Source organism: Bacillus paranthracis (assembly GCF_024296885.1).
GTDB classification, from domain to species: domain Bacteria; phylum Bacillota; class Bacilli; order Bacillales; family Bacillaceae_G; genus Bacillus_A; species Bacillus_A paranthracis.
Genome location: NZ_CP101135.1, coordinates 4,126,676 through 4,150,514, shown reverse-complemented (window position 1 = coordinate 4,150,514; position 23,839 = coordinate 4,126,676). Strand labels below are relative to the sequence as shown.

The following is a 23,839-nucleotide window of genomic DNA, read 5'->3' as shown; positions in this document are numbered from 1 at the left end:
TTATGACAGCAATTCGTTATGAATTTATTAAAACTTGTAAACAAACAGGTGCCCGTTTAGGACGTGTACATACGCCACACGGTTCATTTGATACACCAACATTTATGCCAGTTGGTACGCTTGCAACAGTTAAGACAATGTCACCAGAAGAATTAAAAGCAATGGATTCTGGCATTATTTTAAGTAATACGTATCATTTATGGTTACGTCCAGGTCACGAAATCGTTCGTGAAGCAGGCGGTTTGCATAAATTTATGAACTGGGACCGTGCGATTTTAACGGACTCTGGTGGTTTCCAAGTATTCAGTTTAAGTGACTTCCGTCGCATCGAAGAGGAAGGTGTTCACTTCCGTAACCACTTAAATGGAGATAAATTATTCTTATCACCAGAAAAAGCGATGGAAATTCAAAATGCATTAGGTTCAGATATTATGATGGCATTTGATGAGTGTCCACCATTCCCAGCTACTTTTGAATATATGAAGAAATCTGTAGAGCGTACAAGCCGCTGGGCAGAGCGTTGCTTAAAAGCACATGAACGTCCACAAGATCAAGGTTTATTCGGTATTGTACAGGGTGGGGAGTTCGAAGAGCTTCGTCGCCAAAGTGCAAAAGACCTTGTTTCAATGGACTTCCCTGGTTACGCGGTAGGTGGTTTATCTGTAGGTGAACCGAAAGATATTATGAACCGTGTACTTGAGTTTACAACGCCACTTCTTCCAGATAATAAGCCACGTTACTTAATGGGAGTAGGTTCTCCTGACTCGTTAATCGATGGTGCAATTCGTGGTATTGATATGTTTGACTGCGTACTTCCAACTCGTATCGCTCGAAATGGTACATGTATGACAAGTGAAGGCCGCCTTGTTGTCAAAAATGCGAAATTCGCAAGAGATTTCGGTCCGCTTGATCCAAACTGTGATTGCTATACATGTAAAAATTACTCTCGTGCGTACATTCGTCACTTAATGAAATGTGATGAAACGTTCGGAATTCGTTTAACGTCTTATCACAACCTTCATTTTCTGTTAAACTTAATGGAGCAGGTGAGACAAGCTATTCGTGAAGACCGTCTTGGCGATTTCCGCGAAGAATTCTTTGAACAGTATGGCTTTAATAAACCGAATGCTAAAAACTTCTAATACATAATTTAAAAGGAGGAACAAAAGATGAATCCAGGTATGATGAATATCGTTATGATCGTTGCGATGTTTGCGATTTTCTATTTCTTATTAATTCGCCCGCAACAAAAACGTCAAAAAGCAGTTGCTCAAATGCAAAGCGAGTTAAAAAAAGGTGATGCTATCGTAACAATCGGTGGTTTACACGGTACAATTGAATCAGTAGATGAGACGAAAATCGTTGTTAAATCTGGCGGTTCACACTTAACTTTCGATCGTAATGCGATTCGTGAAGTTGTGAAAAACTAATGAGGAAGGCCCTGCATGAAATGTGCAGGGCCTTTTTTTAGTTATTTTGTTTGGACATATTTACACCGAAAATGCCACCAAGTGTACTCGCGCCCATTAATGCTAATTGGTAAAGTAACTGCGAGTTCGATAAAGTTTGAGAGAAGCCTAAATAGTTAACTAGAAAAACAAGTATAGTGAATGTAAGTCCTGTTGAGAAGCCTACTAGCCAACCTTTCCCTTGTGCTTTTTTGCCGGCAGTAAACCCAGATATAAGCATAGATAAAAGTGCTAGTATAAAAATAGTAACAGCTAATGTTCCTTCATTCATATCTGTAAATTTTAATAAAAGAGCCATAATCATGCTAGTAACTGTTGCGAGAATTAATAGGATAACGATACCGAAGCCGATTGCAGTTGATAATTTTTTCGTTCCATCCATTTATACATTCCCCCTTTTTAATACAAGCATATTTTCCTTTTGCCTAAGTTAGACTATTTTCTTTTTTATAGGGGAGTCTATACGTAAAAAGGAGATGTAAAAATGGAATGGGTATCAGTAATTGGCCGGACGATGCTGTTGTATATTATCATCTTAATTATTTTTCGTCTTATGGGTAAACGTGAGATAGGAGAATTAAGTGTATTAGATTTAGTCGTATTCATTATGCTTGGTGAAATGGCTGTAGTCGCAATTGAAAATACGGATAAATCACTTTGGCATCAATTAGTTCCGATGGTCTTTCTTATGTGTATACAGATCATTTTGTCTGTCATTTCTTTAAAGTTTCAACGATTTCGGCATTTAATAGAAGGAGAACCAGCAATCATTATTAATGCTGGAAAAATTGATGGGAAAAAGATGAGAAACCAGCGATATAATATAGATGATTTAATGATGCAATTAAGAGAGCAGGGAGTCGGAGATATTAGGGATGTAGAATACGCTATTTTAGAACCATCTGGGAAATTATCTGTCTTTCAAAAACAAAAAGGCGGGCAGGATGCATTGCAGTTTACGCTTCCCCTTATTATCGATGGAGAAATTCAATCGAATCATTTACAAATGATTGAACATACAGACGAGTGGCTTGTTGAAAAATTAAAAAACTTAGGCTATAACGATGTAACACAAATTTTATACTGTAGTTTTCAAAATGGAAAATTTTTTGTTGATTTGAAAGAAAACTAGAGGCTTACTATATGGAATAGTAAGCCTATTTACTTCAAAAATGAAAGTTTTCGAATGATAGGGAGACGACTTAACTCTTCTTTTCGAATGAGCTTGAAAAGGAAGAGGAGCACAATATAAACGAGTGTTGTTAAAGTGATTTCCCATAATGTTTGTACGCCAAGTGAATGAGAGAAAACTATATACTTATGAAGGTAAAAACCGAAGGAGCCTGCGATACCGATGGTAAGTCCGCCAAAAATATAGTCTTTTGCGTAAATGGTAAATGTAATTTTCTTTAAAACAGTAGCATAATGAAGAAATGTTACTGTTACGATATTTGCTGCAATTGCAAGGGCAACCCCCATCATTTGAAACTCTGGCCTTGAAGCTAGTACAAAAATAACGATTAATTTCACGATTGCACCAATAAATGTATTCATCATGGCCGCACGTGCTAAGTTTAAAGCTTGTAAAACAGAGGTAAGTGGACTTTGAAAATAATGAAATAAAAAGCAAGGTGCAAGAAGCTGGATGAATGCTGTTGCACTATCTGATCCATACATAAGAGTTAAAACAGGAGAAGCAAATACGTATAATATAACGACTGACCACCCGCCAGTAATGAGTGAGATTCGAAGAGCTTGTTGTAAGCGGTGTTCTACTAATTTATGTTGTCTTTTTGCCATTGCCTCGCTAATAGATGGAACGAGTGCTGTCGAAAGAGCGTATGTAATAAAGGCTGGTAGTGAAAGAAGCGGGAATGCATACCCGTTTAATATACCGTATTGCTGAGTTGCGACGGAGGCAGCAACGCCGGCAATCGCTAAGCTTTGCATAACGACGATAGGTTCAAAAAAATAGGAAACGGAACCGATTAAACGACTTCCTGTAGTTGGAAGTGCAATATCCATAAGAGAATAAAATGTTCCTTTGCTCTCCTTTACAGTAGTGAAAAATCCAGAGCGTATAGATAAATGTTTTTCACGCTGGAATAAAGTGAGTAAAAATAATAACGATGCCACTTCACCGAGAACGGCTGATAACATAGCACCAGCTGCAGCATATTCTACGCCGTAAGGTAAAAATAATTGAATACATATAGCGATAATTGTAATGCGGACAATTTGTTCTATCACTTGGGCGTAAGCGCTAGGTTTCATATTTTGTTTCCCTTGGAAATAGCCACGTAAAACAGAAGAAACAGCAATAACAGGAACGACAGGCAAAATGGCCATTAATGGATAGTACGTTCGTTCATCAGTTAATAATGTTTTTGCTAAAATAGGTGTGAGGAGCATAATTCCAATTGTTAAAATGATACTAATAACAGATGTAACAGCTAATGATACTGTTAATATTTTTTTAACCTTTTGTTTATCATTCACAGCTTCTGCTTCTGCTACAAATTTTGCGATTGCGACAGGAAGACCGATTTGTGTTAATGTAATTGCTAGAATAAATGTAGGAACGGCCATCATATAAAGGCCAACGCCTTCTTCTCCTAAAATACGTGCCATTACAATACGATTAATAAATCCTAGAATTTTGGTAATAAAGCCGGCTATCATTAAAATAAATGCGCCTTTTAAAAAGCTTTGTCTCGTCATGGTCTTCTCCTACCTTCTCAAAATCAGTGGAATGATTTACAATAATTTATATGCACGTACGAGACAAGAATGACAAGCATTTAAGAGAGTACTCTTGAAAGTAGTTATTGCTGTCCATTAGAGCGGGATTAAAAGCGACTTTTCGTGCTGAAATAAGAAGGAGATGTTATATATGTTAGATAGAGAGGCTTTGGTAGAATCATACCGCGGACAGTTACAAGTCGTTTTAGAAAGTAAAGTAGAAGAGTTCCAAATGTTCGGCTACGACCGAGTAACAGATGATGACATTTGGAAGTTTCTTAAAGTGAAAAAGTGGAAAAAGATAGACAGTGACGTTAGATTGTATGAATTAGTTAATGACGTATTAACAGTAACAGCTAATGAATATATGACGTATTTAACTGTTGAAGCATATCAAGCCCCGCTTTGGTCATTTGATGAATATGAAAATAAATAACCGACTGCAATTGGTTTGTTCTTCCTTTTGCAGTATAATGATAGGTATTGATAATGAGGAAATAATTATGTCTAAGATCATATATAAAGGAGGTAGTGAAGAGAGAAAACAAATAATGAAAGTGTAGGTAATGTGAAAAACTTACCGACACAGCTGGTGAGGAACTAGCAAAATTATAGAAAGGAAGTCTACTAACTAGGCGTATGCACACGTGTAAAAGTGAATCGTAAAAGATTTATTTGAAGTGTTAGTAGCGGAAAGAGGGTACATATGGCAAAGCGTGGTACGAGAATTGCCGCCTTTTTCCTCATCGTTTTATTAATCGGTGGAGTAATTGGTGCGGCAGGAAAAGACATAGCAAAAGGAATTAGTCTAGGACTAGACCTTCGCGGTGGTTTTGAAATTCTGTATGAAGTAAAACCAGCCAAAAAAGGTGATAAAATCGATCGAGATGTACTTGTAAGTACAGTAGGTGCTCTTGAAAATCGTGTCAATGTTCTTGGTGTAAGTGAGCCGAACATTCAAATCGAAGGGCAAGATCGAATTCGTGTACAGCTTGCTGGTGTACAAGATCAGCAAAAAGCACGTGAAATGTTATCAACACAAGCGAAATTAACATTCCGTGATGTAGATGACAACCTTCTTATGGATGGAACGGATTTAAAAGGCGGCGGAGCGAAGCAAACATTTGATGAGCAAGGCCGTGCGAGTGTAGGTCTTACACTAAAAAGCGCTGAAAAATTCCGTGAAGTAACTGAGAAAATTTCAAAAATGCCACCACCAACGAATTTAATGGTAATTTGGCTTGATTTTGAAGAAGGAAAAGATTCGTATAAAGCAGAATCTGCAAAACCGAATCCGAAATTCTTATCAGCAGCAACAGTAAGTCAAGTATTTAACCAAGCTGAAGTATCTATCGTAGGTGGAAACTTCACAGTTGAAAGTGCGAAACAACTTTCATCTTTATTAAATGCAGGGGCACTTCCTGTTGATTTAAAAGAAATGTATTCAACATCAGTTGGAGCGAAATTTGGTCAACAAGCGTTAGAGCAAACGATTTTCGCTAGTGCGATTGGTATCGCTCTTATTTTCTTATTTATGCTTGTATTCTACCGTTTACCAGGACTTGTAGCGGTTATTATGTTAGGTTTATACATTTTCGTTACATTACTTGTCTTTAACTGGATGCATGCAGTTCTGACGTTGCCAGGTATTGCGGCATTGGTGCTCGGGGTAGGTATCGCAGTTGATGCGAATATTATTACGTACGAGAGACTAAAAGAAGAACTGAAAATTGGTAAGTCAATGATGTCAGCATTCCGTGCTGGTAACCATCGTTCATTAGCAACAATTTTAGATGCGAACATTACAACACTTGCAGCAGCTGGTGTATTATTCGTTTACGGTAATAGCTCTGTAAAAGGATTCGCAACAAGTTTAATTGTAAGTATTTTAGTTGGTTTTATTACGAACGTATTCGGTACTCGTTTCTTACTAAGTTTACTTGTAAAGAGCCGTTACTTCGATAAAAAACCAGGATACTTTGGTGTGAAACAAAAGGATATTATTCCGTTAACAAAAGGTGTAGTACATCCACCAACGAAATTTGATCGTATTAACTTTGTAAATGTCGGTCATAAATTCCTTATCTTCTCGATTGTAGTTGTAATTGCAGGTGCAATTATTTTACCAATTTTCAAAATGAATCTTGGTATTGACTTTGCGAGTGGTACACGTATCGATTTGCAATCAAAACAATCAGTTACTGTGTCTGATGTTCATAAAGATTTTAAAGAATTGAACATTGACGTGAAGGAAGAAAACATTGTACCGACTGGAGATGACAATAAGGGATTCGCAGTTCGTACATTAGGTGTTCTATCAAAAGATGAAATTGCGAAAACAAAAACATTCTTCCACGATAAATATGGTACAGATCCAAACGTAAGTACAGTTTCGCCGACAATTGGTAAAGAAATTGCAAGAAATGCATTTATCGCAGTATTAATTGCTTCTGCAGTTATCATTTTATACGTAAGTATTCGATTCCGATTTACGTACGCATTATCTGCAGTGCTTGCATTATTACATGATGCATTCGTTATGATTGTTATATTTAGTATTTTCCAATTGGAGGTAGACTTAACGTTTATCGCTGCCGTGTTAACAATCATCGGTTATTCTATTAATGACTCAATTGTTACGTTTGATAGAAACCGTGAATTATACAAACAGAAAAAACGAGTTCGCGATATAAAAGACTTAGAAGAAATCGTAAATGCAAGTATTCGCCAAACGCTTGGTCGTTCGATTAACACCGTATTAACAGTGTTATTCCCAGTAATTGCACTGCTTATCTTCGGTAGTGAGTCACTACGTAACTTCTCGTTTGCGTTACTTGTTGGACTAGTTGTAGGTACGTATTCTTCTGTTTTCGTTGCTTCTCAAATTTGGTTAATGCTTGAAAACCGTCGTTTGAAAAAGGGCAAAAACAAGAAAAAGGTTGAGAAAGTAGAATCTGAACCGCAAGTATAAAAAAGATGATGTCTCTTTATGAGGCATCTCTTTTTTCGTTTGTGGATACAATAAGATAGTTACTTTGAAATGATGAAATGGAAGAAAGTGGTGATGTTATCGCTGTTTTTGTTACAATAAAGTGAAACTTTAATCAGTGGGGGGTTTCTTCATCCCCCACTGATTATTAGCCTTCACCAATCGGACTTTAATGGGCAGCCCGACCCCCACCTAAATTTTTTGCTTTCACTGAATTTTGAGGTAGGGGTCTTACTGCCCATTAAAGTGGGATAAAAAGATAGGTTAAGAAAAGAAGGGATTTTAATGATGGAAAAAGATGAACGTTTTAAACAGGCCGAGTTTGGTGCTATTGTCGGGATCGTTGGTAATATTATATTAGCGATTATAAAGGCGGTAATTGGTTATATTGGGAACAGTAAAGCGCTATTAGCAGATGCGGTGCATTCTGCATCAGATGTAATTGGTTCGCTAGCTGTACTGTTTGGGTTACGAGCAGCAAAGCAGCCGCCCGATGAAGATCATCCGTATGGTCATGGTAAAGCGGAATCGATTTCAGCGATTATTGTTGCAGTATTATTATTTATTGTGGGAATCGAGATAGCGATTTCGTCCATAAAAGCTTTTTCACAGGAACTAGAACCGCCGAAAGGGATTACAATTTTTGCTGTCGTTCTTTCAATTATCGTGAAAGAAGGAATGTTTCAATATAAATTCCGATTAGGGAAAAAGGTAAATAGTGATGCAATTATTGCAAATGCATATGAGCACCGTTCAGATGTGTTTTCTTCAATTGCAGCTTTAATCGGTATTTGTGCAGCGATTATTGGTGGTAAGTTCGGGTTAGATTGGCTTGTGTATGCCGATCCAATTGCAGGATTATTTGTTTCACTTCTTGTTGCAAAAATGGCATGGAGTATTGGGGCAGAAGCAATTCATGCAACGCTTGATCATGTTCTTCATGAGGAAGATGTTATTCCACTTAGAGAAGCAGTACTTCAAATAGATGGTGTAAAAAAAATTGGTTCTTTATACGCAAGGGAACATGGTCATTACGTTATTGTTGATATTAAAGTTTCTGTAGATCCATACATTACTGTAGAAGAAGGGCATCGCATTGGAAAGCATGTGAAAGAAACGCTTATGAAACAAGATAACGTACAAAATGTGTTTGTACATATAAATCCGTATTCTCCAAATTAAACATTATTAACATTTTAGTATATAGATATTGCATCGTAGTTTGCATTATATTGTCACCCCTTAATCTGTCTTGTATAATGAACAGGTTAAGGGGTGATTTCGTGTTACAACCGAAGACGCGTTGGAAAGAAAAAGAATATAATGGCGAGCGAGTGAGTGAATTAGCAAGTAAATTACAATTATCACCACTTGTCGTTTCGTTATTCCTCGGTAGAGGACTAGATACAGAAGATAAGATTTTAGATTTTTTAAATACAGAAAATCAAGAATTTCATGATCCATTTTTATTAGAAGGAATGGATAGAACGGTAGAACGTGTAAATAAGGCGATTCAAAATGGAGAGCAAATATTAATATTTGGTGACTACGATGCGGACGGAGTAAGTAGTACGACTGTATTATATCTTGCCTTACAAGAATTAGGTGCAGACGTAGAATTTTATATCCCAAACCGTTTTACAGAAGGTTATGGACCAAACGAAGAAGCATTCCGTTGGGCGCATAGCGCAGGATTCTCATTAATTATTACTGTCGATACTGGTATCGCAGCTGTACATGAAGCGAAAGTAGCGAAGGAACTTGGGATAGATCTAATTATTACAGATCACCATGAGCCACCACCAGAATTGCCAGAAGCACTTGCGATTATTCATCCGAAATTAGATGGCGGTGTGTATCCGTTTCACTATTTAGCGGGCGTTGGTGTTGCGTTTAAAGTTGCGCATGCACTACTGGGCCGTGTACCAGAACATTTATTAGAAATTGCAGTAATTGGTACAGTAGCCGATTTAGTATCACTTCACGGTGAAAATAGATTGCTAGTGAAGCGCGGTTTAAAACATATGCGCATGACGAAAAATATTGGACTAAAGGCGCTATTTAAAGTTGCTAACGTTTCGCAAAGTGAAATTACAGAAGAGAGTATTGGCTTCTCAATCGCACCTCGTATTAATGCAGTTGGACGTTTAGAAGATGCTACGCCGGCTGTACATCTTTTATTATCAGAGGATCCCGAAGAAGCGAAAGAGCTGGCTGAAGAAATTGATGAGCTGAACAAACTGCGAAAAGATATTGTAAAGCAAATTACAGAAGAAGCTATCGCTGAGGTGGAAAATAATTTCCCGCCTGAAGACAATAAAGTATTAGTGCTTGCAAAAGAAGGGTGGAATCCAGGTGTAATTGGAATTGTTGCTTCTAAATTAGTTGAACGTTTTTATCGCCCAACGATTGTATTATGCATTGATCCTGTAAAAGAAACTGCAAAAGGTTCAGCGCGTAGTATTGCAGGATTCGATTTGTTTGCAAACTTGTCAGATTGTAGAGAGTTATTGCCACACTTCGGGGGACATCCGATGGCAGCGGGAATGACGCTACATATGAATGATGTAGATGAATTACGCCGCCGTTTAAATGAACAGGCAGATACAATTTTAACGGAAGAAGATTTTATTCCAATTACAGCTGTCGATGCTTTTTGCAAAGTGGAGGACGTAACACTTGCAGCAATTGAAGATATGCAAAAGTTAGCGCCATTTGGTGTTGGAAATCCAAAGCCACGTATTGCAGTGAAAGATGCGGAGTTAGAAAGTATTCGTGCAATCGGATCAGACGGTTCTCATTTAAAGATGTCTCTTCGTGATGGACAAGCAACATTGGATACAATTGGATTCGGTTTTGGTGCGTACGCGAAAGAAATTTCTCCAGTTGCAAAAGTATCTGTAATAGGAGAAGCGTCTATCAATGAATGGAATAATTTTAAGAAGCCGCAATTAATGGTGCAAGATATTGCTGTAGAGGCATGGCAATTATTTGATTGGCGTAGTATGCGTAACGTAGAAGCAAATTTAGCAGAACTTCCGAAAGAAAAAATCACGATGGTGTATTTTTCTAAAGAGGTATTGCATAAATTTTCTTTAGAAGACTATAAAGAGCATATGATGCATGCATCAGAAGTAACCGAGTTAGATGAGCAATACATCGTGTTACTTGATTTACCAAAAGGAACAGATGAATTACGAGATCTATTTAAAGTTGGGTTCCCGTCGCGAATTTATACGCTATTTTATCAAGAGAATAATCATTTATTTAGTACTGTTCCAACGAGGGATCACTTTAAATGGTACTATTCATTCTTGAGCCAAAAATCACCATTTTCTTTAAGACAATATGGAGAACAACTATGTCAACATAAAGGTTGGTCAAAAGATACAGTAAATTTCATGACACAGGTGTTTTTTGAGTTAGAATTTGTTACAATAAAAGATGGCGTCATTTTTATGGCAGACAAAAAACAAAAGCGTGATTTAATTGAATCGAACACATATCGTGAGAAAATGAACCACTTACAATTAGAAAAAGAATTGGTTTATAGCACATATCAGCAACTATATACATGGTTTGAAACGATTCGTAATCATAAAGAAGTAGAACAGTTAGGGTAAAGGATTTGTATTTACAAACCTTTTAGATCTGAGGAGGATTCAGAAATATGGATTTCAAGCAACATATCGCAATTGTACCGGACTATCCAAAAGAAGGTATTGTGTTTAAAGACATTACACCGTTAATGAACGACGGTAAAGCATACAAAGCAGCAACAGATGCAATCGTTGAGTATGCAAAAGAGAGAGACATCGACCTTGTAGTAGGTCCAGAAGCTCGTGGCTTTATTATTGGTTGCCCAGTTTCTTACGCATTAGAAGTAGGATTTGCGCCAGTTCGTAAATTAGGAAAATTACCACGTGAAGTAATTACAGTTGACTACGGTAAAGAATATGGTAAAGATGTTTTAACAATCCATAAAGATGCAATTAAACCAGGTCAACGCGTATTAATTACAGATGACTTATTAGCTACAGGTGGAACAATTGAAGCGACAATTAAGTTAGTTGAAGAGCTAGGCGGAGTTGTAGCAGGAATTGCATTCTTAGTAGAACTTACTTACTTAGATGGTCGTAAAATGTTAGATGGTTACGATGTATTAGTATTAGAAAAATACTAATCACTATATAGGTAGAACTACGGTGATAAAAAGTACCCGTGAATCTCTTGGAGAGGAGCGGGTACTTTTGTATAATTGAACCAAAAATTATAGTGAAATGTCAGTAAAATCTTTTCCTTTTCACAATTCACAATCATTGGGTTATAATGATAGAATATAATTTATTCTATTTAATAAAGATAAAGTCAATTTTCAATAAAAGGTGATTCGATGGCAAATGAGCAGGTACTAACAGCTGAACAGGTACTCGAGAAAGCAAGTCAATATTTAGTGGATGAAGATATTGAGCTAGTAGCACGTGCCTATGAATATGCACGCGATGCGCATAGCGAACAATACAGAAAATCGGGTGAACCATACATTATTCATCCAATTCAAGTTGCAGGTATTTTAGTTGATTTACACATGGATCCAGCTACAGTATCAGCAGGTTTCTTACATGATGTAGTAGAAGATACAGAGATTACATTAGAAGATATTGAACGGGAATTTAATAAAGAAATTGCTATGCTTGTTGATGGTGTGACAAAGCTTGGAAAGATTAAATATAAATCTCATGAGCAACAACAAGCAGAAAACCATCGCAAAATGTTTATTGCAATGGCTCAAGATATTCGAGTTATTTTAATTAAACTAGCTGATCGTCTTCATAACATGCGTACATTGAAACATTTGCCTCAAGAGAAGCAGCGTCGCATTGCGAATGAAACGTTAGAAATCTTTGCGCCTTTAGCACATAGACTCGGAATTAGTACTATTAAATGGGAGCTAGAGGATACGTCACTTCGCTACTTAAATCCACAGCAATATTATCGTATTGTAAATTTAATGAAGCGTAAACGTGCAGAACGTGAAGAGTATTTAGACGAAGTAATGACTGGTATTCGTGAGAAATTAGACGAAGTTGCAATTCAACCTGAAATTTCTGGAAGACCAAAACATATTTACAGTATTTATCGTAAAATGGCACTGCAAAATAAACAGTTCAATGAAATTTACGATTTATTAGCTGTACGTGTCGTTGTAAATAGTATTAAAGATTGTTATGCAGTACTTGGAATTATTCATACGTGCTGGAAGCCGATGCCAGGTCGTTTTAAAGATTATATTGCAATGCCGAAAGCAAATCTATATCAATCTCTTCATACGACTGTAATTGGACCGAAAGGTGATCCGCTTGAAGTGCAAATTCGTACGAAAGAAATGCATGAGATTGCAGAATTCGGGATCGCGGCACACTGGGCGTATAAAGAAGGAAAAACAGCAGAAACAACAGGTACATTAGAGAAGAAACTTACATGGTTCCGTCAAATATTAGAATGGCAAAATGAAGCTTCTAATGCAGAAGAGTTTATGGAGTCGTTAAAAATTGATTTATTCTCTGACATGGTATTCGTCTTTACACCGAAAGGCGATGTAATGGAATTACCACTTGGATCTGTTCCAATTGACTTTGCATATCGTGTGCATTCAGAGATTGGGAATAAAACAATTGGTGCAAAAGTAAACGGGAAAATGGTGACACTTGACTATAAATTAAAAACAGGTGACATCATTGAGATTTTAACATCGAAACATTCGTATGGACCAAGTCAAGATTGGGTGAAACTTGCTCAAACATCTCATGCAAAAAACAAAATACGTCAGTTTTTTAAGAAACAACGTAGAGATGAAAATATTGAAAAAGGCCGTGAACTTGTTGAGAAAGAAGTGCGTAGCCTAGAGTATGAGATGAAAGAAGTGTTAGCGCCTGACAATTTAAAACGAGTTGCTGAAAAATTCAACTTTGCAAATGAAGAAGATATGTTTGCGGCAGTTGGATATAATGGTATCACTGCATCGCAAATTGTTACGCGACTAACGGACAAGTTCCGTAAGCAACGTGAAGAAGAAGAGATTGTTGAAGTTAAAGAAGTTCGTAAACCGATGAAAATTCGAAAATGGGATTCTGGCGTTAAAGTAAGTGGTGCAGATAATTTATTAATTCGTTTATCAAAATGCTGTAACCCAGTACCTGGTGATGATATCGTTGGGTATATTACGAAAGGCCGAGGCGTATCGATTCACCGCCGTGACTGTGTAAATGTTCATACAGAAGAAGCTATAGAACGTTTATTAGAAGTAGAGTGGGAAGGTAGCCCTGAAAAAGAAATTGAGTATAACGTTGATATTGAAATTTCAGGTTACGATCGCCGTGGTTTATTAAACGAAGTATTACAAGCTGTTACAGAGACGAAAACGTACATTTCAGCAGTTTCTGGTAGAAGTGACCGTAATAAGATGGCAACAATTAATATGTCAATCTCTATTCGTAACTTACAGCACTTGAAAAAAGTAGTAGAACGCATTAAACGTGTTCCAGAAATTTATGCAGTACGACGCATGATGCATTAATAGGGAGTGTAGAAAAGATGAGAGTTGTTTTACAACGATCAAAAGAAGCGTCTGTCACAGTAGACGGTGAGATCGTAGGACAAATTCCGTTCGGTTTAACATTACTAGTTGGCATTACGCATGAAGATACAGAAAAAGATGCAACTTACATTGCAGAAAAAATTGCGAACTTACGTATTTTTGAAGATGAGAGCGGAAAGATGAACCATTCTGTACTTGATGTAGAAGGACAAGTTCTATCCATTTCGCAATTCACATTATACGGAGATTGCCGCAAGGGAAGACGTCCAAACTTTATGGATGCAGCTAAACCTGACTATGCAGAGCGTTTATATGATTTCTTTAATGAAGAAGTACGTAAGCAAGGATTGCATGTAGAAACAGGGAAGTTCGGAGCAATGATGGATGTTTCTTTAATCAATGATGGTCCGGTTACCTTAATTGTGGAAAGTAAATAGTGTTGCAAGAAGAGAGGGGATGAGCCCCTCTCTTCTTTTATGGTTTTTAATGGTATATTTTGTTAATTATTGTTATGATAGTTAAGAAAATAAACGATATAATCGGGGGATTATGGGAGGTAAAACTTATGGAAACATTTGTACTCGTTCATGGAGCATGGGATGGCGGTTATGTTTGGAAAAAACTAGCTGAACTTTTAAGGGAAGAGGGTCATAGTGTATATACTCCTACATTAACTGGACTTGGGGAACGAACACATCTTATGCAACCTAATATAGGGTTGAAGACATTTATTCAAGACATTGTTAATACTATTAAATATCAGGGTCTAAAAGATGTAATTTTGGTAGGACATAGTTATTCTGGTATGGTAATTACAGGGGTGGCAGAAGTGATTCCCGAGTTCATTAAGGAGCTAGTATACGTGGATGCAATGCTTCCGGAAGATGGTGATTCTGTTATGGATATTTCTGGACCGGAAATGGCCGCGCATTTTATAGAAGAAGTAAAAGTATACGGGGAGGGATGGCGTGTTCTTCCTAGAAATACAATAGATGAAAGAAAATCAGCGATGCCATTGTTGGCTTTTACACAATCGGTTGAAATAAAAAACTCTAAAGCACAATGTATACCGCATATATACGTAGAAGTAAAGGATAATCCAGAACATTGGCCAATGACGTCTATCTTTTTAGAATCAGCAAAAAAAGCAAGAGATAGAAAATGGGAGGTTTTTTCTATTGAAGTTGGTGGGCATTGGGTAATGGAAACTAATCCAGAGGCATTGGTCCGTATATTGAATCAGAGTGTAGAAGTAATTTAGTGTATGCTTTACTTCCTATAGAAGAAATGGCCGCGCAAGTTGTATTACATGTAATGTTAGAAATTCTCGTAATTGGGGTAGGTATTGTATCGTATCGTTATATTATTTGAAGCATCATATGCTAGCAAGTGGACTAGCTCATTGTTATAAATCCAATACTAATGTTTATTTTGAGTCAATAGCTTTTTCGTTTATGTATAACTCTCTAATCAATATGGAACAATAAAAAGTAAAACATCCATATTGAATGTGAGGGATATACGTATGCGTATGAATGAAAAAGGGCATTCTGTTACAAATGGTGCAAATCAACTGTTTAACGTGAATTTTCATGATTTTATTTCAAAAGAGCAAAACAATACTTCAATGGAGCTTGCTTCTGAGTTTGGCATTTCTCTTCAAGATGTAAAGCGTCTAAAGAAGCAGATTGAACGCTCTTAGAGCACTTGACAATCCTACTGAACAAACGTATAGTAATTTTATATTTACATATGAATATAACCGTTGATAGAGAAGAGTAAATGAGACACACATGGAAAGAGAAGAAATGTCTTAGGCTGAAAACATTTCTACATGATGACTGATTGAATGACACTCTAGAGGTTTCAACTTGAACGGCATATACGCTTAGTAGGGATGAACGCACATTTAAGCGTTATTAAAAAAGTGGAAGCATACGTGCTTCAATTAGGGTGGCACCACGGGTATAATACTCTCGTCCCTACTGTTCAAACAGTAGAGGCGGGAGTTTTTTTATTTTTATTAAGATTAAAACAATTTGAGGAGGAACTGAATATGTCTATTCAAATCCCACGCGGAACGCAAGATATTCTTCCAGGCACTGTTGAGTTATGGCAGTATATCGAAGGGCAAGCACGCGAAATTTGCCGTCGTTACAATTATAAAGAAATTCGTACACCGATCTTTGAACACACTGAGTTATTTTTACGTGGTGTTGGTGATACGACAGATATCGTGCAAAAAGAAATGTACTCATTCCAAGATCGTGGAGAGCGTAGTTTAACATTACGTCCAGAAGGCACTGCACCTGTTGTACGTTCTTACGTTGAAAACAAAATGTTCGGTGACGCAACACAACCAACGAAATTATATTATATCGGTCAAATGTTCCGTTACGAAAGACCACAAGCAGGTCGCTATCGTCAATTCGTACAATTCGGTATTGAAGCAATCGGTAGTAACGATCCTGCAATTGATGCAGAAGTAATTGCACTTGCTGTAGAGTTTTACCGCGGCATGGGCTTAAAAAATATTAAAGTTGTATTAAACAGCTTAGGTGATGCAGCAAGCCGTCAAGCACACCGTGATGCATTAATCGCACACTTTGAGCCACGTATCGGCGAATTCTGTTCTGACTGTCAATCTCGTTTAGAAAAGAACCCTCTTCGTATTTTAGATTGTAAGAAGGACCGTAACCATGAATTAATGGGAACAGCACCATCTATTACAGAATACTTAAACGAAGATTCAGCAGTATACTACGAAAAAGTTCAAGAACTATTAACGATGATGGATGTTCCATTTGAAAAAGATCCGAACTTAGTACGTGGTTTAGACTACTACCAACACACTGTATTTGAAATTATGAGTGAGGCAGAAGGTTTCGGTGCTATTACTACATTAAGCGGTGGTGGACGTTACAACGGACTTGTACAAGAAATCGGTGGACCAGAAATGCCAGGTATCGGTTTTGCGATGAGTATTGAACGTTTAATTATGGCACTAAAAGCTGAAAACATTGAATTGCCAATCGAACATAGCATTGATTGTTACGTTGTAGCGCTTGGTGAAAAAGCAAAAGACCATGCTGCAAAAGTTGCGTTTGATCTTCGTAAAGCTGGATTATCAGTTGAAAAAGATTATTTAGATCGCAAAATGAAAGCACAATTTAAATCAGCAGATCGTCTAAAAGCGAAATTTGTAGCTGTATTAGGGGAAGATGAGTTAGATAAAGGTATCATCAACTTAAAAGACATGGCAACAGGCGAACAAGAAGAAGTAGCATTAGATGTATTTGCTTCATACGTAGCAGAGAAATTAATATAGGGGGAACTTACAGTGGCTGAAAGAACGCATGCATGTGGAAAAGTAACAGTAGAAGCAGTTGGACAAACAGTTCAATTAAAAGGTTGGGTACAAAAACGCCGTGATTTAGGTGGATTAATCTTTATCGACTTACGTGACCGTACAGGTATCGTACAAGTTGTATTTAACCCAGAAACATCAAAAGAGGCGCTAGAAGTAGCAGAAACAATTCGTAGCGAATACGTACTACACGTAGAAGGTACAGTTGTTGAGCGTGGTGAAGGCGCAATTAATGACAATATGGCAACGGGGCGTATTGAAGTACAAGCAACGAAAGTAAATGTATTAAATGCAGCGAAAACAACGCCAATCATTATTGCTGATGATACAGATGCATCAGAAGATGTGCGTTTAAAATATCGTTATTTAGACTTACGTCGTCCTGTAATGTTCAACACATTCAAAATGCGTCATGACGTAACAAAAACAATTCGTAACTTCTTAGACACAGAAGAATTCTTAGAAGTGGAAACACCAATTTTAACGAAGAGCACGCCAGAAGGAGCTCGTGATTATTTAGTACCAAGTCGTGTACATGATGGTGAATTCTATGCATTACCACAATCTCCACAGCTATTTAAACAGCTTCTTATGGTCGGCGGATTTGAACGTTACTATCAAGTAGCACGCTGTTTCCGTGATGAAGATTTACGTGCAGACCGTCAACCAGAATTTACGCAAATCGATATTGAAGCTTCATTCTTAACACAAGAAGAAATTTTAGATATGATGGAGCGCATGATGACGAAAGTTATGAAGGATGCGAAAGGTGTAGAGATTAGTGCACCATTCCCTCGTATGACTTACGCTGATGCAATGGCTCGTTACGGTTCTGATAAGCCAGATACACGCTTTGAAATGGAACTAACAGACTTATCTGAGTTTGCAGCAGGTTGTGGATTTAAAGTATTTACAAGTGCTGTAGAAAGCGGCGGACAAGTAAAAGCAATTAATGCAAAAGGTGCTGCGAGCAAATACTCTCGTAAAGATATCGATGCATTAACTGAATTCGTAAAAGTATACGGTGCAAAAGGTTTAGCTTGGCTTAAAGTGGAAGAAGACGGCTTAAAAGGACCGATCGCGAAATTCTTCGGTGAAGAAGATGCAAACGTGTTAATGAATACATTAGAAGCTACTGCTGGTGACTTATTACTATTCGTAGCAGATAAGAAGAGCGTTGTTGCAGATAGCTTAGGTGCACTTCGTTTACGTCTAGGTAAAGAGCTTGAGTTAATTGACGAAAGTAAATTTAACTTCCTATGGGTAACGGATTGGCCGCTTCTTGAGTACGATGAAGATGCAGATCGTTACTTCGCAGCTCACCACCCATTCACAATGCCATTCCGTGAAGATGTTGAGCTATTAGAAACAGCACCAGAAAAAGCACGTGCGCAAGCATATGACCTTGTATTAAACGGTTATGAGCTTGGTGGTGGATCACTTCGTATTTATGAGCGTGACGTACAAGAAAAAATGTTCAAAGCACTTGGATTCTCACAAGAAGAAGCGCAAGAGCAATTCGGATTCTTATTAGAAGCATTCGAATACGGTACGCCACCACACGGTGGTATTGCATTAGGTTTAGACCGTCTTGTTATGTTACTTGCAGGTCGTACGAACCTTCGTGATACAATTGCATTCCCGAAAACAGCAAGCGCAAGCTGCTTATTAACAGAAGCTCCAAGCCCAGTTGCAGAAGCACAGCTTGAAGAGTTAAACTTAAAATTAAGCTTAAAAGAAGAGAAGTAAGAATAGGGTCTAGATGGTTATACTAATACCATCTAGGCTTTTTTTGAGAGGTTGTTTAAAAAGTCCGGTTCAGATGGCTGTCGCATCTCGTCGTTACGTATGCTAGTCCGGTGCTCGAGTAGTAACGCTACACTGCGCTCCTCCTAGCATACGTGCCTCGATCTGCTCGGCCCTCTGAATCCTCCTTTTTAAACGTGTATTGGAAGGAAGTTTAAAAAGTCCGGTTCAGATGGCTGTCGCATCTCGTCGTTACGTATGCTAGTCCGGTGCTCGAGTAGTAACGCTACACTGCGCTCCTCCTAGCATACGTGCCTCGATCTGCTCGGCCCTCTGAATCCTCCTTTTTAAACGTGTATTGGAAGGAAGTTTAAAAAGTCCGGTTCAGATAACTGTCGCATCTCATCGTTGCTTCGCCAGTCCGGTGCTCGAGTAGTAACGCTACACTGTGCTCCTCCTGGCTTCAGCGCCTCGATCTGCTCGGCCCTCTGAATCCTCCTTTTTAAACGTGTATTGGAAGGGAGTTTAAAAAGTCCGGTTCAGATAACTGTCGCATCTCATCGTTGCTTCGCCAGTCCGGTGCTCGAGTAGTAACGCTACACTGTGCTCCTCCTGGCTTCAGCGCCTCGATCTGCTCGGCCCTCTGAATCCTCCTTTTTAAACGTGTATTGGAAGGAAGTTTAAAAAGTCCGGTTCAGATAACTGTCGCATCTCATCGTTGCTTCGCCAGTCCGGTGCTCGAGTAGTAACGCTACACTGTGCTCCTCCTGGCTTCAGCGCCTCGATCTGCTCGGTTCTCTAAATCCTCCTTTTTAAACGTGTATTTAGGAAGAAATAAAATCCCAGTTTACACTATGTTTTTATTTTTGAAATATGTATTTTTAGGAATTCTATAACTTTTTCTATACAAATAGTCGGAAAAACGCTAGAATACATGGTAGACCATTTTTGTAATAGGAGTGTAGAGCTGAATGTTACATCAATTTTCACGTAATGAATTAGCCTTCGGTAAAGAAGGACTTGAAATATTAAAAAATAGTACAGTCGGTATTTTAGGAATTGGCGGCGTAGGTTCTTTTGCAGCTGAAGCGTTAGCACGTTCTGGAGTTGGGCGTCTCGTATTAGTAGATAAAGATGTTGTAGATATTACAAACGTAAACCGTCAAATTCACGCTTTAGTATCTACTGTAGGACGTTCAAAAGTAGAATTAATGAAAGAGCGTATTGCAGACATTAACCCAGAGTGTGAAGTAATTGGACTAGAAATGTTTTACACAGATGAAACATATGAAGAGTTCTTTAAGTACGGTTTAGACTTTGTAGTGGATGCATCTGATACGATTACGTTCAAAATTCATTTAATTAAACAATGTTTACGTCGTAAAATTAAAATTATCTCAAGTATGGGTGCAGCAAATAAAATGGACCCAACTCGTTTCCGTATTGCGGACATCTCTAAAACACATACAGATCCAATTGCGAAAGTCATTCGTACGAAGCTTCGTAAAGAGGGCATTAAAAAAGGTGTAAAAGTTGTCTTCTCTGACGAAAATCCAATCGTAATTCGTGAAGAAGTACGTAAAGAAATCGTACCAGACGAAAATGCAAAAATTCGTAAAGCGAAATTACCACCTTCATCAAATGCATTCGTACCATCTGTGGCAGGCTTAATTATGGCAAGTCACGTTGTACGTGAACGCATTAAAAATGTAGAAGTGAAACGTGTAGGGCAAGAATAAAGTGAAAGTATATATCCATTTTTGGATATATGCTTTTTTAGATGTGCTAAAGAAATAGGGGGATTTGCATTGCTACTAGTTCAAATGCAAGCAAGGTCAGTAAGTAATAATCATATTTGTCTGATTTATAACCTGAGGTCTTTTTTAAACTGTGAATGGTAAAAAGGCCTAACGTTAGAACGAGAATACCGAGTGTTATTTTGAAGGCTACTAATGAAATGGCAATCAGCTCCTTTCAATCGTATATGTTTATAGTAACATTTAAGTAAAAAATATCCAGTTGATTCAGGGAGTTCTTTGTATAGCGGGTTTGCTTATTTTGTAAATATTTGTCGGTAAATCGATATTCCTTGTCGAATAGTCGATATAATTAAAAAATCGTTGATATATTGTAAGTTATGATAGATATATTCGAAAAATCGTCGATATAATTTCATTTACCAATATGTTATCCACCGAAGAGACAAAAAAAGGATGTCACTTAGCCGGAAAATTGGGCTAGGTGACATCTTTTTTAATTCTCTGCAGAATAAATAATATCTAAATTACCATTTTGATCTGTCTTAAAAATGGGAGCGATTTGTTCTTCTTGTTCTTCAACTGAAACAAGTTTTCGAGCACGGTCCATAATTCTAACGAGCATTGCGTAATCTTCTTCGATTGCTTGTTGTTTTTTTGTGAGTGCGGCTAATTTAGTTTCAAGCTCATCATTCGTTTTTTGCAAGGAAGTGAGCTGAGTTTGTAATACTTCATTTTCAGTTTGTAACTTTGCGAGTGAAGGATTATTGTGCTCTAAGTTTTGCAAAAACGAGATGACATTTTGCATTGTAAGTTCTTGTTTACTTGGTACAATATCTTCTGAAAACTCAGCATCGATTACGAGTTGTTTCGTTTTTGTGAACTGATCTTTTTCTATTTTAGCTTCAGAACGCTTTAATTCTTTACGTTGTTTTTTCGCAAGCTGCACCGCATCTTCATAATTCGGTCTTACTTCAGCATTCCATCTAAAACCGCAAGCTGCGGAAGTGCGGTTTAAAGCATCGCCGACTTCATCGAATGCTTTTATTTGTGTACTGCCGCTGCGAATATGTCGTAAAACAGTTTCTGCTAAAAGGAGATCGTCTTCTTTTGTCCATGCATCTTGACGTGTTTTCATAAGCGAAGCCTCCATAATGGTGACGTTTTCGCTTATGTTACCCTTTATTTTTCGTTTTATTCGAACTTTGTAATCTTTCATATACAGTAGAAAGTGCTTGTTCAAATTTCCCTGTCATTTTCGGTTTATAATATTGTTTGTTTTTTATTTTATCAGGTAAGTATTGTTGCGGTACCCAACCATTTGGATGGTCGTGTGGATATAAGTAGCCAATGCCTCTTCCAAGTGCCTCTGCGCCTTTGTAATGACTATCTTTTAAATGACTTGGGATGTCACCTGTTTGCCCGTTACGTAAATCGTGTAAGGCAGCGTCAAGTGCTTTATAAGCTGAGTTTGATTTTGGTGATAGGCAAAGCTCAATAACGGCATTTGCAAGTGGTATGCGTGCTTCTGGGAATCCAACTCGTTCCGCTGATTCTATAGCTGCTAGCGTACGCGGTCCAGCTTGCGGGCTAGCAAGTCCAATATCTTCATATGCCATAATAAGAAGACGTCTACCGATGCTTTGTAGGTCACCAGCTTCAATAAGACGTGCTAAATAGTGAAGTGCTGCATTTACATCACTTCCGCGCACCGATTTTTGAAATGCCGATAATACGTCATAATGAGCATCTCCGCCTTTGTCATGAACGAAGCTCTTTTTTTGTAAGCATTCTTCGGCGATTTCCAGCGTAATTTCCGCAGCTTTGTCATCAGTTGTAAAGCTAGATAAAACAGCTAGTTCCAGTGCATTATAAGCGGAACGCATATCTCCGCCTGATGCATTTGCGAAGTGATGTAATGCTTCAGGCGTAACAGTTACATCATATTCCCCAAGACCTTTTTCTTTATCTTCAAGTGCTCGTTTTAAGCCAATTAAAAGATCATCTTCTGTTAATGCGTGTAATTCGAAGATTTGACACCGACTTCGAATAGCAGAATTAATAGCATGGAACGGATTACTCGTCGTCGCACCAATTAAGGTAAGGAGTCCACTTTCTAAATGAGGTAATAGAAAATCCTGTTTTGCTTTATCTAGACGGTGTACTTCATCTAAAATTAAAACGAGGTGTCGATGCATTTTTGCCTCTTGTACGACAACTTCCATATCTTTTTTATTATGAGTAACAGCGTTTAATAGGCGAAAAGGGGTTCCGGTACTTCCTGCAATTGCGCTCGCGATGGATGTTTTTCCAGTGCCTGGAGGACCATATAAAATCATAGATTGAAAATGATTTGCTTGGACCATTCGCCATAAAATTTTTCCTTCACCAACTAAATGTTGTTGTCCGATAATTTCTTGAATATTTGTAGGGCGCATTCGATGTGCGAGTGGTTGTTTCATTTTTACCGTCTCCCTTAATGTATAATCTCTTTCTATCGTATCATTTTTTTTAGTGGAATTTGAAATAGGATGCTGTTTTGTGGGAAAAATGAATGTGAATATTTTCATTTTTCTTTCAATTGTAATAATTTCCGAGTTTTTCAATGTGATTTTATGTTATCATTTTGATACACAAGTTGAAATTTCTTATAATACTATATTATGCTATAATTTCATAGGATTTTAAATTGTGTTCTTTTACAAATAAGATATAACCAATAGAAGTGAAAATTTGAAAAGAGGTGCAAAATAGATGAAGATTTCAACGAAAGGCCGCTACGGCTTAACAATTATGATCGATCTTGCAAAAAAGTTTGGTGAAGGTCCAATTTCCTTAAAATCAATTGCGCAGGCACATGATTTATCGGAACATTACTTAGAGCAATTAATTTCACCACTTCGTAACGCGCGTCTAGTAAAGAGTACACGCGGGGCATATGGCGGATATGTACTATCAGATCAGCCGGCTAACATTACAGCTGGAGATGTAATCCGTGTATTAGAGGGTCCGATTAGTGTTGTAGAAATGATAGAAGAAGAAGAACCAGCACAACGCCAATTATGGATGCGTGTTCGTGATGCGGTGCAAGAAGTGTTAGATAGTACAACGTTAGAAGATTTAGTACGTTATGAGGAAGAAAATCACGGGGGCTATATGTTTTACATTTAA

At 37.7% G+C, this 23,839-nt stretch carries 20 protein-coding genes and 1 other annotated feature; of the genes, 16 read left to right on the top strand and 4 right to left on the bottom strand.

The features are described 5' to 3' along the window. The first annotated feature begins 2 nt into the window (after positions 1-2). Entirely contained in the window at positions 3-1,142 is a 1,140-nt protein-coding gene (gene tgt / locus NLJ82_RS21475) for a tRNA guanosine(34) transglycosylase Tgt (protein ID WP_000125372.1), read from the top strand. 27 nt (positions 1,143-1,169) lie between these two features. After that, positions 1,170-1,430: a preprotein translocase subunit YajC gene (yajC, locus tag NLJ82_RS21470; protein WP_001068067.1), complete on the top strand. Its 261-nt coding sequence runs from the start codon at positions 1,170-1,172 to the stop codon at positions 1,428-1,430. Between the two features lie 37 nt (positions 1,431-1,467). Here the strand turns inward: yajC and NLJ82_RS21465 are convergent, their stop codons facing one another. Then, entirely contained in the window at positions 1,468-1,851 is a 384-nt protein-coding gene (locus tag NLJ82_RS21465) for a TIGR04086 family membrane protein (protein ID WP_000349147.1), read from the bottom strand. Between the two features lie 102 nt (positions 1,852-1,953). On the opposite strand from NLJ82_RS21465, the gene NLJ82_RS21460 reads away from it, so the two are divergent. Beyond that, positions 1,954-2,601, top strand: coding sequence for a DUF421 domain-containing protein (locus tag NLJ82_RS21460; protein ID WP_000455393.1), 648 nt, complete (start codon positions 1,954-1,956; stop codon positions 2,599-2,601). Between the two features lie 29 nt (positions 2,602-2,630). On the opposite strand, the gene spoVB is transcribed toward NLJ82_RS21460, so the two are convergent. Continuing rightward, the gene (gene spoVB, locus NLJ82_RS21455) at positions 2,631-4,190 is read right to left on the bottom strand and encodes a stage V sporulation protein B (RefSeq protein ID WP_000198289.1); all 1,560 of its coding nucleotides are present in this window, start codon (positions 4,188-4,190) and stop codon (positions 2,631-2,633) included. A 172-nt stretch (positions 4,191-4,362) separates the two neighbouring features. Between spoVB and NLJ82_RS21450 the strand changes: the two genes are divergently transcribed. From NLJ82_RS21450 to NLJ82_RS21395, 12 genes are all read left to right on the top strand, one after another. Continuing rightward, positions 4,363-4,647 carry a post-transcriptional regulator gene (locus NLJ82_RS21450; protein ID WP_000886980.1) on the top strand — a complete coding sequence of 95 codons (285 nt, stop codon included), beginning with the start codon at positions 4,363-4,365 and terminating at the stop codon, positions 4,645-4,647. Positions 4,648-4,917: 270 nt separating this feature from the next. Continuing rightward, on the top strand, positions 4,918-7,182 hold the full coding sequence (gene secDF, locus NLJ82_RS21445) for a protein translocase subunit SecDF (RefSeq protein ID WP_001119080.1): 2,265 nt from the start codon (positions 4,918-4,920) through the stop codon (positions 7,180-7,182). Positions 7,183-7,488: 306 nt separating this feature from the next. Next, on the top strand, positions 7,489-8,382 hold the full coding sequence (locus NLJ82_RS21440; RefSeq protein ID WP_001993152.1) for a cation diffusion facilitator family transporter: 894 nt from the start codon (positions 7,489-7,491) through the stop codon (positions 8,380-8,382). A gap of 101 nt (positions 8,383-8,483) precedes the next feature. Then, positions 8,484-10,823, top strand: coding sequence for a single-stranded-DNA-specific exonuclease RecJ (recJ, locus tag NLJ82_RS21435; RefSeq protein ID WP_000941259.1), 2,340 nt, complete (start codon positions 8,484-8,486; stop codon positions 10,821-10,823). Positions 10,824-10,870: 47 nt separating this feature from the next. Continuing rightward, complete coding sequence (locus NLJ82_RS21430) at positions 10,871-11,383, top strand: adenine phosphoribosyltransferase (RefSeq protein ID WP_000346214.1); 513 nt, start codon at positions 10,871-10,873, stop codon at positions 11,381-11,383. Positions 11,384-11,593: 210 nt separating this feature from the next. Beyond that, entirely contained in the window at positions 11,594-13,777 is a 2,184-nt protein-coding gene (gene relA / locus NLJ82_RS21425) for a GTP diphosphokinase (protein ID WP_001262809.1), read from the top strand. Between the two features lie 17 nt (positions 13,778-13,794). Then, the gene (locus NLJ82_RS21420; RefSeq protein ID WP_001266956.1) at positions 13,795-14,235 is read left to right on the top strand and encodes a D-tyrosyl-tRNA(Tyr) deacylase; all 441 of its coding nucleotides are present in this window, start codon (positions 13,795-13,797) and stop codon (positions 14,233-14,235) included. A gap of 128 nt (positions 14,236-14,363) precedes the next feature. Further along, positions 14,364-15,059 carry an alpha/beta fold hydrolase gene (locus tag NLJ82_RS21415; RefSeq protein WP_000447391.1) on the top strand — a complete coding sequence of 232 codons (696 nt, stop codon included), beginning with the start codon at positions 14,364-14,366 and terminating at the stop codon, positions 15,057-15,059. 264 nt (positions 15,060-15,323) lie between these two features. Continuing rightward, positions 15,324-15,500, top strand: coding sequence for a hypothetical protein (locus NLJ82_RS21410; RefSeq protein WP_001242605.1), 177 nt, complete (start codon positions 15,324-15,326; stop codon positions 15,498-15,500). A 54-nt stretch (positions 15,501-15,554) separates the two neighbouring features. Beyond that, positions 15,555-15,785, top strand: a binding site (T-box leader). A 69-nt stretch (positions 15,786-15,854) separates the two neighbouring features. Next, positions 15,855-17,126: a histidine--tRNA ligase gene (gene hisS / locus NLJ82_RS21405; protein WP_000027087.1), complete on the top strand. Its 1,272-nt coding sequence runs from the start codon at positions 15,855-15,857 to the stop codon at positions 17,124-17,126. A 12-nt stretch (positions 17,127-17,138) separates the two neighbouring features. Next, the gene (gene aspS / locus NLJ82_RS21400; RefSeq protein WP_000840908.1) at positions 17,139-18,914 is read left to right on the top strand and encodes an aspartate--tRNA ligase; all 1,776 of its coding nucleotides are present in this window, start codon (positions 17,139-17,141) and stop codon (positions 18,912-18,914) included. A 968-nt stretch (positions 18,915-19,882) separates the two neighbouring features. Beyond that, on the top strand, positions 19,883-20,650 hold the full coding sequence (locus NLJ82_RS21395) for a tRNA threonylcarbamoyladenosine dehydratase (protein ID WP_000903179.1): 768 nt from the start codon (positions 19,883-19,885) through the stop codon (positions 20,648-20,650). 514 nt (positions 20,651-21,164) lie between these two features. On the opposite strand, the gene NLJ82_RS21390 is transcribed toward NLJ82_RS21395, so the two are convergent. Both NLJ82_RS21390 and NLJ82_RS21385 read right to left on the bottom strand, forming a co-directional pair. Further along, the gene (locus NLJ82_RS21390; RefSeq protein WP_000857699.1) at positions 21,165-21,806 is read right to left on the bottom strand and encodes an RsfA family transcriptional regulator; all 642 of its coding nucleotides are present in this window, start codon (positions 21,804-21,806) and stop codon (positions 21,165-21,167) included. Positions 21,807-21,843: 37 nt separating this feature from the next. Beyond that, a complete protein-coding gene (locus tag NLJ82_RS21385) occupies positions 21,844-23,130 on the bottom strand; it encodes a replication-associated recombination protein A (RefSeq protein ID WP_000812930.1) in 1,287 nt (428 codons plus the stop codon). Between the two features lie 292 nt (positions 23,131-23,422). Here NLJ82_RS21385 and cymR point away from each other — a divergent pair, with 292 nt between their 5' ends. Continuing rightward, positions 23,423-23,839, top strand: a complete 417-nt coding sequence (cymR, locus tag NLJ82_RS21380; protein WP_000704116.1) for a cysteine metabolism transcriptional regulator CymR — start codon at positions 23,423-23,425, stop codon at positions 23,837-23,839.

Bases quoted from the DNA above. Each gene is read 5' to 3' on its own strand.
- tgt (WP_000125372.1), top strand. From the start codon at position 3: ATGACAGCAATTCGTTATGAATTTATTAAAACTTGTAAACAAACAGGT.
- NLJ82_RS21430 (WP_000346214.1), top strand. From the start codon at position 10,871: ATGGATTTCAAGCAACATATCGCAATTGTACCGGACTATCCAAAAGAA.
- NLJ82_RS21450 (WP_000886980.1), top strand. From the start codon at position 4,363: ATGTTAGATAGAGAGGCTTTGGTAGAATCATACCGCGGACAGTTACAA.
- NLJ82_RS21395 (WP_000903179.1), top strand. From the start codon at position 19,883: ATGTTACATCAATTTTCACGTAATGAATTAGCCTTCGGTAAAGAAGGA.
- NLJ82_RS21385 (WP_000812930.1), bottom strand. From the start codon at position 23,130: ATGAAACAACCACTCGCACATCGAATGCGCCCTACAAATATTCAAGAA.
- cymR (WP_000704116.1), top strand. From the start codon at position 23,423: ATGAAGATTTCAACGAAAGGCCGCTACGGCTTAACAATTATGATCGAT.
- spoVB (WP_000198289.1), bottom strand. From the start codon at position 4,190: ATGACGAGACAAAGCTTTTTAAAAGGCGCATTTATTTTAATGATAGCC.
- NLJ82_RS21440 (WP_001993152.1), top strand. From the start codon at position 7,489: ATGGAAAAAGATGAACGTTTTAAACAGGCCGAGTTTGGTGCTATTGTC.
- NLJ82_RS21410 (WP_001242605.1), top strand. From the start codon at position 15,324: ATGCGTATGAATGAAAAAGGGCATTCTGTTACAAATGGTGCAAATCAA.
- NLJ82_RS21420 (WP_001266956.1), top strand. From the start codon at position 13,795: ATGAGAGTTGTTTTACAACGATCAAAAGAAGCGTCTGTCACAGTAGAC.
- secDF (WP_001119080.1), top strand. From the start codon at position 4,918: ATGGCAAAGCGTGGTACGAGAATTGCCGCCTTTTTCCTCATCGTTTTA.
- NLJ82_RS21415 (WP_000447391.1), top strand. From the start codon at position 14,364: ATGGAAACATTTGTACTCGTTCATGGAGCATGGGATGGCGGTTATGTT.
- yajC (WP_001068067.1), top strand. From the start codon at position 1,170: ATGAATCCAGGTATGATGAATATCGTTATGATCGTTGCGATGTTTGCG.
- hisS (WP_000027087.1), top strand. From the start codon at position 15,855: ATGTCTATTCAAATCCCACGCGGAACGCAAGATATTCTTCCAGGCACT.
- relA (WP_001262809.1), top strand. From the start codon at position 11,594: ATGGCAAATGAGCAGGTACTAACAGCTGAACAGGTACTCGAGAAAGCA.
- NLJ82_RS21390 (WP_000857699.1), bottom strand. From the start codon at position 21,806: ATGAAAACACGTCAAGATGCATGGACAAAAGAAGACGATCTCCTTTTA.
- NLJ82_RS21460 (WP_000455393.1), top strand. From the start codon at position 1,954: ATGGAATGGGTATCAGTAATTGGCCGGACGATGCTGTTGTATATTATC.
- NLJ82_RS21465 (WP_000349147.1), bottom strand. From the start codon at position 1,851: ATGGATGGAACGAAAAAATTATCAACTGCAATCGGCTTCGGTATCGTT.